Origin of the sequence: Bacillus sp. FSL R12-0074 (genome assembly GCF_038005725.1) — a bacterium.
Lineage (GTDB): Bacteria > Bacillota > Bacilli > Bacillales > Bacillaceae_G > Bacillus_A > Bacillus_A mycoides.
Window position 1 is genome coordinate 1,960,306 of the sequence record NZ_JBBOTR010000001.1, and the last position, 18,587, is coordinate 1,978,892.

At 34.1% G+C, this 18,587-nt stretch carries 20 protein-coding genes and 2 pseudogenes; 14 read left to right on the forward strand and 8 right to left on the reverse strand.

Annotated features, from left to right (window positions below):
• The first annotated feature begins 209 nt into the window (after positions 1-209).
• Positions 210-1,160: a serine protease gene (locus NSS97_RS10190; protein ID WP_088032601.1), complete on the forward strand. Its 951-nt coding sequence runs from the start codon at positions 210-212 to the stop codon at positions 1,158-1,160.
• 40 nt (positions 1,161-1,200) lie between these two features.
• Here the strand turns inward: NSS97_RS10190 and NSS97_RS10195 are convergent, their stop codons facing one another.
• Positions 1,201-1,509: an ArsR/SmtB family transcription factor gene (locus NSS97_RS10195; RefSeq protein ID WP_016102179.1), complete on the reverse strand. Its 309-nt coding sequence runs from the start codon at positions 1,507-1,509 to the stop codon at positions 1,201-1,203.
• Between the two features lie 107 nt (positions 1,510-1,616).
• On the opposite strand from NSS97_RS10195, the gene NSS97_RS10200 reads away from it, so the two are divergent.
• Together NSS97_RS10200 and NSS97_RS10205 are read left to right on the forward strand one after the other, a co-directional pair.
• The gene (locus NSS97_RS10200; protein ID WP_341112395.1) at positions 1,617-2,552 is read left to right on the forward strand and encodes an aldo/keto reductase; all 936 of its coding nucleotides are present in this window, start codon (positions 1,617-1,619) and stop codon (positions 2,550-2,552) included.
• 19 nt (positions 2,553-2,571) lie between these two features.
• Positions 2,572-2,776: pseudogene (locus tag NSS97_RS10205) on the forward strand (hypothetical protein).
• Between the two features lie 30 nt (positions 2,777-2,806).
• Here the strand turns inward: NSS97_RS10205 and NSS97_RS10210 are convergent.
• Positions 2,807-3,031: a hypothetical protein gene (locus NSS97_RS10210; protein ID WP_002141385.1), complete on the reverse strand. Its 225-nt coding sequence runs from the start codon at positions 3,029-3,031 to the stop codon at positions 2,807-2,809.
• 84 nt (positions 3,032-3,115) lie between these two features.
• On the reverse strand, positions 3,116-3,463 hold the full coding sequence (locus tag NSS97_RS10215) for a DUF4257 domain-containing protein (protein WP_000426320.1): 348 nt from the start codon (positions 3,461-3,463) through the stop codon (positions 3,116-3,118).
• 196 nt (positions 3,464-3,659) lie between these two features.
• On the opposite strand from NSS97_RS10215, the pseudogene NSS97_RS10220 reads away from it, so the two are divergent.
• The 5 genes and pseudogenes from NSS97_RS10220 (at position 3,660) to NSS97_RS10240 (ending at position 8,715) form a co-directional block, all read left to right on the forward strand.
• Positions 3,660-4,187, forward strand: a pseudogene (locus NSS97_RS10220) (DinB family protein).
• A 182-nt stretch (positions 4,188-4,369) separates the two neighbouring features.
• Entirely contained in the window at positions 4,370-5,419 is a 1,050-nt protein-coding gene (rsgA, locus tag NSS97_RS10225) for a ribosome small subunit-dependent GTPase A (RefSeq protein WP_016102176.1), read from the forward strand.
• A 208-nt stretch (positions 5,420-5,627) separates the two neighbouring features.
• Positions 5,628-7,610, forward strand: a complete 1,983-nt coding sequence (locus NSS97_RS10230) for a methyl-accepting chemotaxis protein (RefSeq protein WP_002086101.1) — start codon at positions 5,628-5,630, stop codon at positions 7,608-7,610.
• 164 nt (positions 7,611-7,774) lie between these two features.
• Positions 7,775-8,080, forward strand: a complete 306-nt coding sequence (locus tag NSS97_RS10235) for a hypothetical protein (protein ID WP_107887935.1) — start codon at positions 7,775-7,777, stop codon at positions 8,078-8,080.
• A 266-nt stretch (positions 8,081-8,346) separates the two neighbouring features.
• Positions 8,347-8,715, forward strand: a complete 369-nt coding sequence (locus NSS97_RS10240) for a DUF3979 family protein (RefSeq protein WP_002086098.1) — start codon at positions 8,347-8,349, stop codon at positions 8,713-8,715.
• 33 nt (positions 8,716-8,748) lie between these two features.
• Here the strand turns inward: NSS97_RS10240 and NSS97_RS10245 are convergent, their stop codons facing one another.
• Positions 8,749-9,789, reverse strand: coding sequence for a YkvI family membrane protein (locus NSS97_RS10245; RefSeq protein ID WP_002031445.1), 1,041 nt, complete (start codon positions 9,787-9,789; stop codon positions 8,749-8,751).
• Positions 9,790-10,024: 235 nt separating this feature from the next.
• Here NSS97_RS10245 and NSS97_RS10250 point away from each other — a divergent pair, with 235 nt between their 5' ends.
• From NSS97_RS10250 to NSS97_RS10260, 3 genes are all read left to right on the forward strand, one after another.
• Positions 10,025-10,468: a Dps family protein gene (locus NSS97_RS10250; RefSeq protein ID WP_002012416.1), complete on the forward strand. Its 444-nt coding sequence runs from the start codon at positions 10,025-10,027 to the stop codon at positions 10,466-10,468.
• Positions 10,469-10,576: 108 nt separating this feature from the next.
• A complete protein-coding gene (locus NSS97_RS10255; RefSeq protein ID WP_000488199.1) occupies positions 10,577-11,041 on the forward strand; it encodes a DUF3939 domain-containing protein in 465 nt (154 codons plus the stop codon).
• Positions 11,042-11,295: 254 nt separating this feature from the next.
• Positions 11,296-12,237, forward strand: coding sequence for an alpha/beta hydrolase (locus NSS97_RS10260; RefSeq protein ID WP_107887937.1), 942 nt, complete (start codon positions 11,296-11,298; stop codon positions 12,235-12,237).
• Between the two features lie 52 nt (positions 12,238-12,289).
• Here NSS97_RS10260 and NSS97_RS10265 read toward each other — a convergent pair whose 3' ends face one another.
• Positions 12,290-13,291: an LLM class flavin-dependent oxidoreductase gene (locus tag NSS97_RS10265; RefSeq protein ID WP_002141391.1), complete on the reverse strand. Its 1,002-nt coding sequence runs from the start codon at positions 13,289-13,291 to the stop codon at positions 12,290-12,292.
• A gap of 104 nt (positions 13,292-13,395) precedes the next feature.
• Positions 13,396-13,587: a DUF3896 family protein gene (locus tag NSS97_RS10270; protein ID WP_002012420.1), complete on the reverse strand. Its 192-nt coding sequence runs from the start codon at positions 13,585-13,587 to the stop codon at positions 13,396-13,398.
• A 187-nt stretch (positions 13,588-13,774) separates the two neighbouring features.
• Between NSS97_RS10270 and NSS97_RS10275 the strand changes: the two genes are divergently transcribed.
• A complete protein-coding gene (locus NSS97_RS10275; protein ID WP_088039248.1) occupies positions 13,775-15,247 on the forward strand; it encodes a flavin monoamine oxidase family protein in 1,473 nt (490 codons plus the stop codon).
• Between the two features lie 75 nt (positions 15,248-15,322).
• Positions 15,323-15,907 (forward strand): GNAT family N-acetyltransferase, encoded by a 585-nt coding sequence (locus NSS97_RS10280; RefSeq protein ID WP_088039249.1) that lies wholly within the window; start codon positions 15,323-15,325, stop codon positions 15,905-15,907.
• Positions 15,908-15,930: 23 nt separating this feature from the next.
• Here NSS97_RS10280 and NSS97_RS10285 read toward each other — a convergent pair whose 3' ends face one another.
• Complete coding sequence (locus NSS97_RS10285) at positions 15,931-16,833, reverse strand: aldo/keto reductase (RefSeq protein ID WP_002141394.1); 903 nt, start codon at positions 16,831-16,833, stop codon at positions 15,931-15,933.
• A 166-nt stretch (positions 16,834-16,999) separates the two neighbouring features.
• On the opposite strand from NSS97_RS10285, the gene NSS97_RS10290 reads away from it, so the two are divergent.
• Positions 17,000-17,950 (forward strand): CobW family GTP-binding protein, encoded by a 951-nt coding sequence (locus NSS97_RS10290; RefSeq protein WP_002086082.1) that lies wholly within the window; start codon positions 17,000-17,002, stop codon positions 17,948-17,950.
• 130 nt (positions 17,951-18,080) lie between these two features.
• Here NSS97_RS10290 and NSS97_RS10295 read toward each other — a convergent pair whose 3' ends face one another.
• Positions 18,081-18,551 carry a GNAT family N-acetyltransferase gene (locus NSS97_RS10295; RefSeq protein ID WP_002012425.1) on the reverse strand — a complete coding sequence of 157 codons (471 nt, stop codon included), beginning with the start codon at positions 18,549-18,551 and terminating at the stop codon, positions 18,081-18,083.
• Between the last annotated feature and the right edge of the window lie 36 nt (positions 18,552-18,587).

The window sequence follows — 18,587 nt, forward strand, 5'->3', positions numbered from 1 at the left end:
GGGATGAACACCACCCACTGATTATAGTTTCACTTTATATTATTCTATTGAAAAACTGAAAAAGAAAAGGACCATTAATGGTCCTTTTCTTTTGTTTATTGAGAAACATTTGAGAGGAAGGGAAATGGAACGAATAAAACGAATGTTAAATCTAAACGCATTCAATAGTGGTCTGAAATGAAAATAATATATTTTCAGGAGGGATTACGATGAATAGTAGTACAGCGAATAAACAAAAAGGCATTAAATTAATTCCGTTTACTGTAAATAAAGTGGTTGAACAAGTAAATGAAATTCCACCAGGTGTACAATTGATTCATGCTCCGCAAGTATGGGAAAAGAGCGCGAAAGGAAAAGACATTGTCGTTGCTGTTTTAGATACAGGTTGTGATGTCAATCATGTAGATTTAAAAGATCGTATTATTGGTGGGAGAAATTTCACAAAAGATTATGAAGGAAATCCCAATATTTATCTTGATAATAATGGGCATGGTACTCATGTAGCGGGGACAATTGCAGCGACTGAAAATGGAGTGGGTGTACTAGGAGTCGCACCACTTTCTAAAATGTTAGTTTTAAAAGTATTAGCTGGAGATGGTTCTGGAAGTTATGAGCAAATTATTGAGGCCATTCATTATGCTGTAAATTGGAGAGGACCGAATAAAGAGAAAGTGAGAATTATTTCAATGTCACTTGGTGGTCCGCAAGATGTACCAGAGTTACATGAAGCTATTCAAAATGCGGTAAAACAAGACGTACTTGTCGTGTGCGCTGCAGGAAATGATGGAGATTGTAACGATGATACTGAAGAATTAGATTTTCCGGGTGCTTATTCTGAAGTAATTGAAGTAGGTGCTGTTAATTTAGAGCAGAAAATTTCATGCTTTAGTAATTCAAATCAAGAAATTGATTTAGTAGCGCCGGGTGATGAAATACTGTCTACGTATCCAGAGGGGAAATATGCGGTATTAAGTGGTACTTCAATGGCGACGCCGCATGTCGCTGGGGCGCTAGCACTTCTCATAAAGCAGTGTGAGAGAGAGTATGGTAGAAAATTATCAGAGCCGGAAATATATGCGCAACTTATAAAAAGGACTGTACCTTTAGGGTATGAACGTACATCTGAAGGGAATGGATTAATAGATTTATTAAAAGAATAGTAATTACTAAAAAACATCTCATATTTATATGAGATGTTTTTTAGTATGGTTCTGTCGCATGTATTACAACATCTAATAAACCAGGGAATCGAGCATTTAAATCATCTTCACGAATTGAAATGAAACGTTGCGTTCCCTCAAGTCGTGTAAACATAACACCAGATTCACGTAAAACTTTGAAATGATGAGATAAAGTTGATTTTGCAATTGGAATGTTTAACGCACCACAAGATTGTTCATTTTTCTCTAGTAGCATAGTTACAATTTGTAAACGAATTTGATCGCTAAGTGCATATAAGACAGAAGAGAATTGAATTTCTTCTCGATTTGGATGATAGAGAGTACGCATTTTTTCACCTGCTTGTATAAGTTAATATATTTGCACTATAACATATAAAGTGGTATATTTCTATTGTTCGAATATAATCGAACAATAGAAATATAGGGGGATAAAAAATGAAGTATACAAAATTGAAAAAGGCAGGACTAAATATTTCGAAGTTGGGGTTAGGAACAAACGCTGTTGGGGGACATAATTTATATGCTGATGTGAATGAGGAAGAAGGAAAAAGATTAATAGAAGAAGCAATTCAGCAAGGGATTACATTTTTTGATACAGCAGATTCATACGGTTTCGGTAGATCAGAGGAATTGGTAGGAGAAGTATTAAAAGGAAAACGCCACGAGTTTGTACTTGCTACAAAAGGTGGAATTCAGCCGTTATTAAATGGAGAGGTTCATATTAATAATGAACGAAGCTATTTAAGAAATGCTGTGGAAAATAGCTTAAGAAGATTACAAACTGATTATATTGATTTATATTATTTACATTTTACAAATCCTAAAACAAGTTACATAGATTCAATTGGAGAGCTTACTCGCCTAAAAGAGGAAGGGAAAATTCGTTCAATTGGAATATCTAACGTAAATGTAGAGCAACTAAAAGAAGCGAATCAGCACGGACATATAGATGTTGTACAATCACCGTATAATATGTTGGATCGTGCTGCTGGGGAAGAACTTTTGCCATATTGTATAGAATCAGGTATTTCATTTATACCGTACGGGCCTCTTGCTTTTGGGATACTAGGCGGGGAATATACAGAAAATTTTAAATTAAACAAAGGCGATTGGCGTCAAAGTGTAAATCTATTTGAAGAAAATACATATAAAAATAACTTTAAAAAAGTTGAGATGTTAAAAGATTTAGCTAAAGAAATGAATCTTGAAGTATCACATTTAGCTTTAGCATGGCTATTAAATAAAAAAGGAATTGATACTGTTATTCCTGGTGGGAAACGAGCGGAGCAAATAAGAGAAAGTGTAAGAGCAGTGGATGTTTCATTGAATGAAAAAGTTATGAAAGAGATTGAATCTATTTTAGAAGATTAGTTAAAAAGAGAAGAAATACATGAAGGAGCTTTTGAGTACAGGGGGTAAAAAAAGTAGACAAATAATAGAAATGTATTGTAATAAAATTATGGGGAATCCAAAAATAAAAAATCCCTAAAGAGATAGGGATTTATATATCGGCATATAGTTCCTTGGAAAAGGATATACTTAGTTTAACATATAGGAATACTTATATTTGTGAAATAGATGTGAAAGTAATGTGAAAAATGCCGTAATAAAAAGCACTGTTTTAGCTAAAACAGTGCTTTTCGTTTAGATTGAACTGTTGCCGCATTTTCATCATGTATTCCTGCTTCTTTAATAATTCGTTTTTTTACTTTATTTAATAGATGGTCTACTGCCTCACCAAAATAGTTAGCTTCGCTTTTTGTGCGGGCTTCTCGTAAACATTTATAGTTTTCTAGCAGTTCCTCTTTTTCGGTGTTTGTTAAGAAATCTTCTATTTTCTTTTTTGTCATACGAAACACCCTTTCTTCTGACAAACGACGCAATAGAAAATATTTATTTTTTATTATAACAATAATTTTTAGAGAAAGTATAGACTAACGTCGTAATAGTTTGTCAATTTCTTGGATTTTCTCATCAGCTTTCCCAATTTGCGTATTTTTAGCCTGTTCACCACCAAGAGCTTGGTGAAGTAAAAACGTTTGACCGGAAATAGCGGTCACAATGGAGACTTTTATAATTTCTTTTATTAAGGTGACATCGAATAAAACGAGTCCAAGAAGTGCGGCGAGGCTACCTGTAAAAATATCAGTTAAAAATCCAAAATGAAAAAAAGTTTTTAAACGGCGTGGAAGCAATAACTTGCCTTGGTTATTGATCAGATGGGAAACGAAGCCAGTAATGCCACCAACGAGAACAGCGGTTAGCCATTGATACATTTCCATCGAATCCACTCCTTTTAGTGAATAAGATTCGATAATTTTATATTGATTCCTTTTAATATTTCATATAAGCATATTGAGAAAGTTTGTTTAGGTTTATTCTGTATTCAATTTAATTATAACAGAAAAATCTGATATATTTCAGTCTATTGTATGAAGCGGTTATTCCTTAATATGAATGTAGAAAGGGGTGCGTGATATGAATATAGATTATCGAATAAGAAGTGTAGATGGTTATACAAAAAATATAGGGGAATTAGTAAGCATGCTGGAACATACGAGGGCTGTAACATTACAGGAAATAAACGAGCTATCAGTTGAGCAATTAGATTTAATTATGCCGAGTGGAGGGAATTCCATCGGAGCGTTACTAAAGCATATAGCAGCTATTGAAAAAGCACATCAGCTTATTTCATTTCAAAAGCGTGACTTTACAAAAGAAGAATTAGAAATATGGGAAGATGCACTGTATTTAGGGGAAGCAGGGAAATCTATTCGTGGCTATGACATACCGTATTATGTACAACTTTTGCAAAGTGTTCGAGAAGAGTCGCTAAAGTATTTGAGTGAAGTAGATGATACATGGCTAATGTCAGAAAGAAAGTAGCCTAACGGTGTAGCGTATAATCAGCACTACCTTTGGTTTCATGTGCTAGAAGATGAAATTAGTCATCGCGGACAAATTAAAATGCTAAAAAATAAGTTATTTGAAAATTACGTTAAATGAGGTAGCTTTTTAAATCAATATTCCATATAATGAGAGTAATTAAAATAAGAACGGGGTGATGTATTATGGCGAAATTAACTTATATGAATAATAAACCAAATACAAAGGTGGACGGAAAGGGCGATACTCTATAAGTGAGCGCACGATCCTTCCACTAAGTTCAAACTAGGGAGGATATCAATTTGGATCAAAATATTTTAGAATCTTTCGGATGGGATTCTTTTTTTGAAGAACAAGCTGTAGAGAACTATGAAGTAGGGCGTATTTTACTTGAGCATAAGCATATATATCGGATTATTTGTAATGATGGTGAATATGTAGCGGAACTGTCTGGGAAGTTTCGTCATGAAGCGTTAACGAAGGGAGATTATCCGGCAGTTGGGGATTGGGTATATATAAAGAAAATAGAAAATGAGAAAAAGGCAATTATTCACCGTATTTTTCCGAGAAGAAGTTCTTTTTCAAGACAAGAAGCTGGTAACAGAACTGAAGAACAAATTATCGCAACAAATGTAGATTATCTATTTTTAGTGAATGCACTTAACCATGATTTCAACGTAAGAAGGATGGAACGTTATTTGCTGGTGGCTTATGAGAGTGGTGCAATGCCTGTTATTGTTTTAACGAAGAGTAGTTTATGTGAAGATGTGGAACAGAAAATTGCAGAAACTGAAGCGGTAGCAATCGGTGTTCCTATATTTGTTGTTGATAGCTTAGTGTACGTCGGAATAGAATTATTGCAACAATTTGTTTCACCAGGAAAAACAATTGCTTTAGTTGGATCTTCAGGTGCAGGGAAATCTACTTTATTAAATGCATTAATAGGAACAGCTGTAGCAAAAACCGGAGATATACGTGAAGAAGATAGTAAAGGAAGGCATACGACAACTCACCGTGAATTGTTCCAATTACCGAGTGGCGGTTTAGTAATTGATACGCCTGGTATGAGGGAACTTCAGCTTTGGGAAGGAAGCACGGCAATTCAAACTACATTTTCCGATATTGAAGATCTTGCAAATACTTGCCGCTTTCGAGATTGTAAACATGAAGGTGAACCAGGATGTGCAGTGCGAAATGCTATAGATAACGGAACTATACCCGTAGAGCGCTTACTAAGCTATAAAAAGCTGCAAAGAGAATTGGCATATGTTATGAGAAAACAAAACATTACTCTGGCAAGGGCGGAACGAGATAGATGGAAGAAGATTTCTAAACAACATAAAAAAATGTAAAAAACCAAAGGACTATTCCTTTGGTTTTTTGTATTTGTAAATTTTATAATAATATTATTCATATATATAGACAAAGGGGGGATATTTGTTTAAACTTTACAAGGTGTTTATCAAAAACGAATTGTAAAAATAGAGGATAGGGAATGGGATATATTCATAATTGGTTATTTATCTTTAAAACTTAATATTTAAATGTATGAGGTTTATAATGAGTAAACTGTTAAGGTGGTTTCGAGATATAAAAGTAGCAAAAAAGCTATTAATTTCATTTTTGATAATTTTAATTGCGGCTGTCTCTATTATTGGAGGAATGTCTTATCAAACGGCTAAAAAGAATTTTGAATCACAAATTACGAGTAGTGCTCACGATAATATAAAAATATTAGATAATTTAATCAATCAAATGATTGAGGCGAAATTTAACGAAGTAAATAACTTTGCACGAGTGATTCATAGTGATATGTATCAAGGAGATAATCAAGATGAATTAAGAAAGGTATTATCTCAATATATTAATTTAAATAAAGATATTGAACAAGTATATGTTGCCGGCAATGATAAGAAGTTTGTTCAAGAACCAAATATACAAATGGCAGCAGATTATGATCCAACAACTCGTTCTTGGTATAAAGATGCAGTGAGTAAACAAGGTGGAATCGTGGTCACTGAACCGTATAAGGCGAAAGGAAATGGACATATTGTCGTAACGATCGCGAAACAAACAGAAGATAAAAATGGTGTTGTTGCGGTAGATTTAAGTTTAGAGAATTTATTGAAAACAACAAAGTTAATCAATATTGGTAAAAAAGGATATACTTTCATTTTAGATGGAAAACAAAAAATAATTGCGCATCCTCAAGAAAAACCAGGAGATAAAGCAGCTGATTCTTGGGCAAAGAGAATTTACGAAGATAATCAAGGCACTTTTTCATACACGTATGATGGTAGTGAAAAGAAAATGGTATTTGCTACAAACTTAAAAACAGGTTGGAAAATCGGTGGAACGATGTACTCAAATGAAGTAATTGAAGCTGCTCAGCCTGTATTTTATAATATGTTAATTGTTATGCTTATTTCATTAGTTGTAGGAGGGGCACTTATTTATTTCGTAACTCTTTCTATTACAAAACCTTTAAAGAGATTAGTTGCCACTTCTAAAGAAATAAGTGAAGGAGATTTAACGCAAACAATTGAAATTAATTCAAACGATGAAATCGGTCAACTTGCAAAAGGTTTTAATGAAATGACAGATTCACTAAGAACGTTAATTGGAAGAATTAATACTTCAGCAGGGCATGTTGCAGCTGCATCTGAAGAGTTAACAGCAAGTGTGAGACAAGCGAGTGAAGCGACTGAACAAATTACATCAGCAATGGATGAAATATCAAGTGGTGCAACGACGCAAACAGCAAGCGTAGAAAATGGTGCTATGTTACTGTTTGATGTAACAGAAGGGATTCAGCATGTAGCAAATAGCTCATCATCTATTAATACTGCTTCTGCTCACACTCGCGAAAAAGCAGAAGATGGTGGAAAGCTAGTTGGAAAAACAGTAAATCAAATGCAATCTATTGCGGAATCTGTTTCACAGTCAGATGCTGTTATTCAGTTGTTGAATAACAAATCAAAGCAAATTGGTGATATTTTAGAAGTTATTCAAAATATTGCAGATCAGACAAATCTTCTAGCTTTAAATGCAGCAATTGAGGCTGCAAGAGCTGGTGAGCATGGAAGAGGCTTTGCAATTGTTGCTGATGAAGTACGAAAATTAGCAGAACAATCTAGTGTATCATCAAGTGAAATTAGTAAATTAATTTGTGAAATACAAGATGATATGAGTAAGACAGTAAAATCTATGAATAATGTAAATGAAGAAGTGCAATCTGGACTTGTTATTGCAAATGAAACAAAACAAAATTTCACTGAAATTTTACAATCTACAAATGAAATTGCTGACCAAATTAAAACGATGGTTGAAACAGCTAATGGGATGTCAAAAGGTGCAAATGAAGTATCTATTTCGGTTGGTCAAATTGCTATGACGGCACAAAATAATGCGACGAGTACACAAAGTGTTGCAGCGTCAGCTGAGGAGCAGTTAGCTTCTATGGAAGAAATTGGTTCTGCAGCTGGTACACTATCTCAAATGGCTGAAGAGTTACAAGTATTAATTGAAAGATTTAAAGTATAAAAAGGGGAGGCTGTCTCAAAATAGCATTAGTGCTATTAGAGACAGTCTTTTAGCTGATAAACGGATTAGAGGTTCAATGTATTTAATGTTTGTCGAAAAATAGAGGAATTTGTTAAGCGGGTGTATAATTAATATAATATAGACTACGTTTAAAGGAGATCAGTATGGGAGTGTATTGGGGAACGAAAAGACATTCTTGGCTTAGCTATGTCTCGTTTTGGTTAAGCATTTTATTCTTTGTTGTTTTTTTAATTGAAGTGTTTGTATTTAAAACACTTTCAAATAGTTCATTACAAATCGTTAAATATCTTTATTTGATATTTGTCCCATTAAATATCATTCTTTGTTTAAGGTTATTATTTAAGAAGAATGAAAAGAAAATATTACCGATTTTTAGTTTAATTGTAACACTATTATTTGCAAGTTTAATTATAGTGTTAGCATTAGCAGCTACAGGAAAAATCTTATGAGGAGAGTGATATAAATTACTCTTCTTTTTTGTGGTTTTTTAAGAGTTATAAGTAGTGTATAGGAAATAAGGAAAGTGATAAGTTATCAGTAAGAGGACGTACTAGTGAATAGAGAGTGAACTGAAAATACTATATGTTTTGTATGTGTTTATAAAGCAAATGAATGCGGTAAGATTCATGATATATGGTACAATAAACATGGATAGTGATAGAGATAAAGGGTATATAAAATACTCATCGTTTTTTAGTAAGAGAGGGGTTATCTTATGCTATACGAGGATTTGATGACATTATTCCAAGCTGCTCCGATAGAATTGGATAGAGGCGGCTGGAAATATATAATCCAGGAACAAAATGATAATTATGAAATTGTTGATGAAATGTTAAAAAAGCAAATGAATGTTGAATTGTATTTTAATGAGTATGATGAGGTGAAAATCACTTTATATAAAGATGGAAGCCCTATTACTACTATGCAAAGAATTGCTATTTCAAAAGTTGAGTTGGATGAAGAGGAAGACGGCATTCAATTCGTATTGGAACGCATGCCAAGTCGAATGATTCGTTTGCAATTAAAGCCATATCTTGCAGTAGAAATGGGGCCGTACTGGGAAGTATGTGAAGACTGTGAATGAAGATGAAAAACATCCGTATACACGGATGTTTTTTTATGTTTTTTGAAGTTGTTTAAAGGCAATAATCGGTAGTAAAATGATGCTCACCCAACCGATAATAGGGTATAGAATATGAAGTAATTCACTATATCCAATGAAACTAAAGCAATAACTAATTAGTAATATGAAGTAAATAATGTTATTACTTTTCCATCCGGTAATGGATTGCATTTGTTTTGTCATTCCGAATATATTCCCAACTAATGTGGTGAATACTTCACCAAAAATGATAAGAACAAAGAAAAAATGGAAAGTTGCATTAAACCTTCTTACAACTTCAGCCATTGGGATGTTATATTGATAAAATTGTTCAACGGATAATATTGCTAAATGGCTACATAATAAAATAAAGCAAAGCCCCGCGCCGCCTAAAATACCACCCCATAAAATAGCTTTTCGATCTTTTACTTCACTGGCCAATGGGACGAGAACACTTTGGGCGAGAGACAGATTTAATGCAACATATGTAATAGGGCTAGTAATCCATTTCATATTCCAACTTTCTGTAGGAACGGTGTCAATAATAGGAGTTGTACCATGAATAAAGGTTGTAATAGCAAGTCCGATAATGAAAATCATCATAATAGGTACGACAAGTGTATTCACTTCAAAAACACCTTGTAATCCCCGGCTCCCAATAATGAGGCAGGCGATGACTGTGATGAAAATACCAAGTTGTCTCGGGAGACGAAGTTGTTCTTCAAATACTGCCCCGGCTCCTGATAACATAACGCTAGTTACGCCAAATAATACGAGTAATAATAAAGTATTTACGACATTTCCAAATACATCCCCAAATAAATATTTATTAAATTCTTGCGCTGAAAATGCCCCGATTTGTGATGAAAGTAACATCATTTTTGTACCGAGCCAAATAAAAAAAAATCCACTTATACATATGCCAATGGTTCCGTACAATCCGTTAACTGTAAAAAATTCGACAATTTCTCGCCCAGTAGCAAATCCAGCTCCAACGACCGTTCCGATATAAGTAGCAGCGACTTTCTTTGCTACTTGCCATTGTTGATTGTCCATGTTATCCCTCTTTCTTCTATGATGAGCTTGACTTACTATTATGCATATGTGTGAGCTTGGACAATTAGACATATGAAGTAGTTGAAAGGATACATGAATTATATGATATTAGGGAAATATTAAGGTTGTTAAAACTTTGTTACATATAAGCTGTTCATTCAAAAGAATAGGGAATGTATGGTAAAATGAAGTTAGGTAATTAAAAGATAGTAACATGATAAGAGGAGTGGATTGTATGAGTACGAAAACGAATGTTGTTGAAGTATTAAACAAGCAGGTAGCAAACTGGAATGTATTATATGTCAAACTGCATAATTATCATTGGTATGTGACAGGGCCGCACTTCTTTACATTACATGAGAAATTTGAAGAGTTTTATAATGAAGCAGGAACATACATTGATGAGTTAGCAGAGCGTATTTTAGCGTTAGAAGGAAAACCGTTAGCGACAATGAAAGAGTATTTAGCAACTTCAACTGTAATCGAAGGGACAAGCAAAGAGTCTGCAGAAGAAATGGTGCAAATTTTAGTAAACGATTTTTCTGCACTTATTCAAGAATTAAAAGAAGGTATGGAAGTAGCTGATGAAGCTGATGATGAAACATCGGCTGATATGCTATTAGCAATTCATACGACATTAGAACAACATGTATGGATGTTAAGTGCATTCTTAAAATAAACATAAATGGATTAAAGAAAAACTCTATTGAAAAATTCTTTCAATAGAGTTTTTTATAATTTTTCAGTTTTCTTTTATGCTATAATATAGTAAAAAGGAGGCGATACAATGTTTCGCTTTTTCAGAACTGGAAAAGAAGATAGGGAAATTACGAAAGATGAATTAGAACAAGCGATGGCGAAGTTTCTAGAAACGAATGCTAATATCGTTTATACAGTTTTAGTAAATGATGATTACACAGTAAATTATGATTTGTTAAAGCCCTATTTACCTGCATTTCCAACAAATTTTTTTCTGATAACGAAGGAAACGCTTGAAGTATTTGAACATACAGAAGAAAATTTAAACCTAGTTAAAGAAATTGATATCGTACAAAAGGCCGTAGATCAATATGTAACAGAAAAAGAAATGTTCCCAATTGTTGAAGATAGCGAAGATCGCCTCATATGCGGAGTGAAGCTAGGACCATATTTAAATCGTATATTAAAAAGAAACTTATATATTTCAGAAAAGCATTATTTAGTTTCAAGTAAACCAGATAAGAAAAAAAAGAATAGTGGGCAGATGTTATGAGAACAACAATAATATTATTGTTGTCTTTTTTTTATTAAAATATTGATTTTTCAGTTTATTTAACTTTATACTACAACTAGTGGATAGGAAGGAGTGGTGTATTATGCGTATACATACATTAACTATTAAATATCATTCTGAGAATCAGGTATTGTTAAGTTGAATTGTAGAATTTAACTATTTATACCGTGACCCTAGAATGATAGGAAGATTGGAGAAGCAATTATTATAAAAGGTTACGGGGGAATTCCTATATGGAAAATAATATGACTTATATTAAGTTATTAAATGAAACGTTACATTGTTATGCAAATAAAGGAAGTTTTGAAGCGTATTCTTATATAATGAATAATGCTAAAGATGTAATGGGTAATGAAGCACAAATATATAATTTTAAATATGCATTAGCAAGTGCAGCAGGACTTGAAGAAGAAGCGTTGCATTTAATGAAGAAAGCAATTATAGAAAATGGATTTTGGTACGGAAGTGAGTATTTAATTTCCGATGATGATTTAAAACCACTACATAAATTTGAAGAGTTTCATAGAATGGTTCAATTATGTAAAGAAAGAGAAGAATTAGAAAAGAAATCGGAACAAGCAGACGTGAAATATAAATACAGCAAACAAACTGAAAATCTACTAATAACACTGCATGGGGATCAAGAAAATATACAAATAATAGAACCATATTGGAACTCTGTAAAGGAACAAGGTTTTATGCTAGCATTGCCTCAATCTTCCCAAATTCAATTTTCAGATGGATATGTTTGGGATAATATCGAAAGAGGAAGAGAAGAGTTAAAAGGACATTACAATAAGATTAAAGTGAATAAACCATTTGAGAATATTATTATTGGTGGCTTTTCTGCTGGGGCAAGAGTAGCGTTACATTCCATGTTACAAGGTGAAATAGAAGTGAACGGTTTTATTTTTGTGGCACCGTGGCTCCCGGAAATGGAAGAATGGGAAGAAATGATTGGAATATTGCATGATAAAAGCATAAAAGGATATATAATATGTGGGGATCAAGATGAAGATTGTTTTGAAGGTACACAGCAATTTGTAAAGTTATTAAAGGATAAAAATATAGAACATAAGTATAAAGTTGTGCCTAACTTAAATCATGATTACCCTCATAATTTTGATGAGTTATTAAAAGAAGCTATTGAATATATAGGAAGCAAAAACAATTGATTGGTAGTAAGAAAAGGAGATGCATCATATGTGATGCATCTCTTTTTCGTTATTATAAATTAAAAGCATCTGCCAATAGGCGATAAGAGTTTAATTTATGTTCAAATTGATGAGTAATCGTGACAATCATAAATTCGTCAGTATTATACGCTTTGCTTAAGTTTAATATTTTTTCTTTCACAGAAGACGGATCACCGACAATCATACGTTGACGATTTTCTTTTATGCGGAATAGATCATAAGCACTATACGAATAATTTTGAGCAGTTTCAATAGAAGGAGTACCAGTAGTCCGTTTTCCTTGTTCTAATAGTAAAATCGATAAATCAAGGCTTGATGCAATCTTCTCCGCTTCTTCATTTGTTTCTCCGCAAATAACAAAAATAGATACGATTGATTTTGGTTTATCACCTAAATAGGAAGGTTGGAATTGTTCTTGGTAAGCCTTCATTACTTCAGGGCCACCGTATCCGTTAATGAACTGTGCAAATGCAAAAGAAGCGCCTTGCTTTGCGGCAATCATTGCACTTTCTCCGCTAGAACCGAGCATCCACATTTCAGGAGATGTTGGGATAACTGGAGTAGCCTTTAAGTTTGCATAATGATGGTTTTCTGGTACTTGATCATGTAAGTACATAGCAACATCTGCAATTTGTTCTGGATATTGATCAAGTGAGACCATTTTACCTTCTTGAAGTGCGCGAGTTGCTATCGGCATACCACCAGGCGCTCTACCGACACCAAGGTCGATGCGGCCCTTATAAAGTGCTTCTAAAACGCGGAAATTCTCGGCAACTTTATATGGACTATAATGTGGCAGCATAACACCACCAGAACCAACTCTAATACGGTCAGTTTTCGCGGCAATATGTGAAATGAGTATTTCTGGACTTGAACCAGCTAAGCTAATTGAATTATGGTGCTCGGATACCCAAAAACGTGTGAATCCGAGTTTCTCAACTTCTTGTGCAAGCGTAACTGTATGCGAAATAGCCTGGGCTGCTGTGCTACCATCTGAAATAGGTGATTGGTCTAATACACTTAATTTGATCATAGAATATACCTCTCAATCTTAATGTACATCCTATTATATATTTACTTACGAAAAATGCGTAATGAAATGCTCAAAAGGAAAAGTGAATAATTTTTTATCCGCTTTTAATGAGAAAACCCTCGTTCATAATGATTCATTTCGACTAAGTTTAATATATATTCGTAGTTATCAATTTCTAAATGTATTTGCTTGCGTTCTTCTTCAGTTAGTTTAACGCTAGTGAGTTTTTTACATAACTGCTGTTTTTTTAATTCTAAATGTTTTTTTGTAGCCTGATAATCGTAAGTACGTTTCATGTGTATCCATCCTTTCCATACAGTTACTATCTGTATGTTTATCATATGAAGCATGTGGAAGGGGGAGAGCTGCACCTTATGTATTTTTAGTGAATTTTCAAATTGTGGTGGTGTTATGTTTAAGTGAATTTATGAATAAAATGCACTAAACCACTAATTCGTATTTCATGAAGTAAGGGGTGGGATTGTGCAGAAAGATATAATGTTTAACAATGAGATGGATGAAACGTTAAAAGTTATAAATAAGGGATTGAAGAAGACGACACGTCCGAAACAAATCATTGTAGTAGGGGCTGGTATGGCTGGATTAGTTTCGGCATCTTTATTAAAAGCAGCAGGGCATGAAGTGAAGGTTTTTGAAGCGAACAACCGTGTAGGTGGCCGCATAGAGACAGTTAGGATGGAAGATACCGGATTATATTTAGATGTTGGAGCGATGAGAATTCCGTATTCGCACAAATTAACGATGGCATATATAAGAAAGTATGGGCTACAGGTGAGCCCTTTTATTAATAGGAATGAGACTGATATTATATATGTTAATGGCCGAAAAACAACGTTGAAACAATATGAAAAGGACCCAAGTATTTTAAAGTATCCGGTGGAAATGAACGAAGAGGGGAAAACGTCGGAGGCCCTATTATTATTAGCGGTACAGCCGATTATAAATTTTATTAAAAGAAATCCAGAAAAAAATTGGGATATTGTAGTAAAGGATTTTGGGAAATATTCTACAGGTCAATTTTTAAAATATCATCCTTATCAATATAATACGTACTTTTCACCGGTAACGATCGAGATGATTGGTGTTCTATTAGATTTAGAAGGTTTTTTGGAAAGGTCATTTGTTGAGACGTTACGATTTTTATACATTATGCAAGAGGAAAGTGGATTTTGTGAAATAATAGGTGGGAATGATAGATTACCAAAGTCTTTTTTACCACAATTAGAAGAAAATATTATATATAATCAAAAATTAATGAAGCTTCATCAACAAGCCAATAGTGTAACAGCCTATTACCGGAACGAGGAAACTTTTGAATATAGTAGTATTACAGGGGATTTAGTTATTGTTACAATTCCTTTTTCAACAATGCGATTTGTAGAAGTAGATCCATTTGATTCGATATCTCATGCGAAGTGGAAAACAATTCGCGAATTGCATTATATGCCGGCTACAAAAATAGGGATTCAATTTAAAAGTCGTTTTTGGGAGGAACAAGGGCAATTAGGTGGGAGAATTATAACAGATCTTCCTATACGTTATGCGTATTATCCAAGTCATGGAATCGGTTCAAAAGGACCAGCCATTATGCTAGGGAGTTATACATGGTCATACGATGCATTACTATGGGATGGGTTATCAAAGGGGGATCGTATCTATTACACACTACAAAATTTAGCAACAATATTAGGTGGTCAAGTATATGATGAGTTCATGTCTGGAATATCAAAGAGTTGGACATTAGATCCATATGCGCTTGGAGGGTTTGCACTATTTCAAGCTGGCCAAGAATCAGAATTACAGCCAGTCATTGTAAAACCTGAGGGGAGAATATACTTTGCCGGAGATCATACAACGCTGTATCACGGATGGATTCAAGGTGCGATTGAATCTGGAGTTCGTGTAGCGATGGAAGTGAATGATCAAAAAGTTTAAAATTCAGAAATTTCTTTACTGTATAACTTGAGATGGATATTATTATATATAAAAGAATTATAGGGAGTGTTTACAGTGAATCCGTTATTATTCGATTTTCCTTCTGAATTTTATACTGACAGGCTTTTTATTCGAATGCCAAAACCAGGTGATGGTAAAGTTGTATATGACGCAATTCAAGCTTCAATACAAGAATTAAAACCTTGGATGGTCTTTGCACAAAAAGAGCAAACAGAGGAAGAAATAGAAGAGAGTATTAGAAAATCGCATATTCAATTTTTGCAGCGTGAGGATTTGAGATTACTAGTTTTTTCGAACGAAACAGGCGAATTTATTGCATCTGCCGGATTACATCGTATTAATTGGGATATACCTCAATTTGAAATCGGGTATTGGGTTGATTCAAGATTTAGTGGAAAGGGCTATATGGTAGAGGCTGCAAAAGGAATAACGGATTATGCTTTCACTGAACTGAAAGCAAACCGGGTAGAAATTCGTTGTGATTCTCTAAATAAGAAGAGTAGAGCGATACCAGAGAAATTAGGCTTTAAATTAGAGGGTACTTTAGAAAGCGCGAGTGTTGCGGTGGATGGAAATGGATTAAGGGATATGTGTGTATTTGCAATGACGAGAAATACATATGAAAAAGAAGAGCTGTAAGAAAATAGCTCTTCTTTTTTATATTATGGTACAGGATGACCGTTAGAGCTTTCGAAAATTGTAAACCATTGTTGGCGGTCTAAATTAACTTTTGTTGCCATTGCAGCCGTTTTTACTCGATCTAATTTGCCAGAGCCAACAATTGGCATCATTTTAGCTGGATGAGCAAGTAACCATGCATACATAACAGTATCGATGCTATCAACGCCTAGCTCAGTAGCAATTTTTTGTAAAGTTTCACGTACACGTACGGCGCGTTCTGATTGGCCAGTAAAGATTTCTCCACCAGCAAGAGGTGACCAAATCATTGGATTGATTCGTTTTTCTTGGCATAAATCAATCGTACCTTTTTCAAAATGCTCCATTTGCATCGCAGATACTTCAATTTGATTTGTAATGAGCGGGAAATCTAAATATGAACTTAACATATTAAATTGAGAAGGTAAAAAGTTAGAAACACCGAAGTGACGAACTTTTCCTTCTTGCTTTAAGCGTGAGAACGCTTCTGCCACTTCGTTTGGGTCCGTGAATGGATCAGGACGATGAATGAGCAATACATCAATATAATCTGTATGTAAGTTTTGTAATGAATCCTCCGCGCTCTTTATGATATGTTCAGCACTCGTATTGTAGTGAGCAACATATCGTTCTGGAAATTTCGGTGATGGGGGAGCGATTCCACATTTAGTGATGATTTGCATATTTTCGCGTAAGGAAGGCTTTAATTGTAACGCTTCTCCAAACAATCCTTCACACGTATACCCACCATAAATATCAGCGTGATCGAAAGTAGTAATCCCCAAATCCATACAGTCTTCAATAAAAGAAAGTAACTCTTGCTTTGGCATATTCCATTCTGCTAAACGCCAAAAACCTTGAATAATACGAGAAAATTCTAGCGTTTCGGCCATTTGAACTCGTTCCACTATAAGTACCCCCTATATGAATGAATAATATTTTTGAAAAGGCTTTCTTACTACGTATTATTATATAGTTACAGGGTCGTACATACAATAAATATGTTTTGCTACAAAAACGTTTTTCTCTGTATGCTATAATGTAGAAACATATAGCTATAAGGAGATGTAAGGAATGATTCCAGTAACAATACTAACTGGTTTTCTTGGATCAGGGAAAACGACATTATTAAATCGAATTTTATCAGAGGATCACGGCAAGAAATTAGCAGTGATTGTAAATGAAATAGGACAAATTGGTATCGATAATCAATTAATTATGAACGTTGAAGAAGAAATTATGGAAATGACAAACGGTTGTTTATGCTGTACTGTGCGTGAAGATTTACTTGTTGCTTTAAAACAATTACTGGATGTGAAAGCAGAAGGGAAAATGGACTTTGATGGATTAGTAATCGAAACAACAGGTCTTGCAAATCCAGGTCCGATTATTCAAACTTTCTTTTTAGATCCAGTTATTCAATCTGCATACCAAATTAACGGTGTTGTAACAGTTGTAGATAGCTATCATATACATAAACATTTTGAAAAGGGACTAGAAGCAAAAGAACAAATTGCCTTTGCTGATGTTGTGTTAGTTAATAAATTAGATTTAATTGAAGAAAATGAGAAAGAAAATCTCTTGCATGAACTTCAAGGAATTAACCCGACTGCAAAGTTAATCGAGGCGACTAACTGTGAGGTAGATATTCCATCGTTATTACAAATTCAAACGTTTAAAACGAAAGATACGCTGCAAATTTACCCTCATACAGAACATAACCATCTAGAAGGTGTAAAATCGTTTGTACTACGTGAAGAACGTCCGTTAGATTTACAAAAATTGAATGAGTGGATGTCAGCTGTCGTTCAAGAACTAGGGGAGCATTTATATCGCTACAAAGGAATTTTATCTATTGATGGAGTAGATAAACGTATTGTTTTCCAAGGTGTGCATACGTTATTTGCTGCTTCGTACGATAGAGAGTGGCAGGAGGGCGAAGAGCGAGTAAGCGAAGTAGTTTTCATCGGAAGAGATATTAATAAAGAATGGTTCCAAGAACATTTTGAAGAATGTGTGAAATAAGTCTGCGTAAATCGCAGGCTTATTTTTTATGAGTATTTTAATGAGATAATACTAGATTACAAAAATGAAGTAATAAGGGAACGAAACAAAAATAGATAACATTGATAAATGCATAATAAAAAGCCTGTTTTCACAGACTTGTATTTTCATCTATAAGTAATTCCATTACAACACCTACAACTGGACCTTCGTCATCAATATCCCCATTTAAACGGAAGCCAAATGACTCATATAGTCCCATTGCGTGTTTGTTGTCAGGATGTAAACTTAAATAAATTATTTTACATTCGAATTTTTGTTGCAAGAATTGAATTAGTAAGCGAAGGAAACGTTTTGCGTATCCTTTTCCTTGAAATTGTTGGTCAATCATAAAACGATCTAACCATACGCTTTCATGTTTTTGGGAATACCAACCGTACATTGCGTATCCAACGAGTGTTTCTTTGTCATATAAGCCTACTGACGTTCCGTTTTCTTCATATAATGATTCCGCTAAAGAAAACGCATTGCTTTCAATAAACTGCTGCTGGTCTTTTGCTACGTCTAAAGCAGCAACTGAACGCCAATTATTTGCTGTTACTTCACAAATGTGAAGATTCATAGTTCCAACTCACCTTCTAAATTAGTATAGCTTACA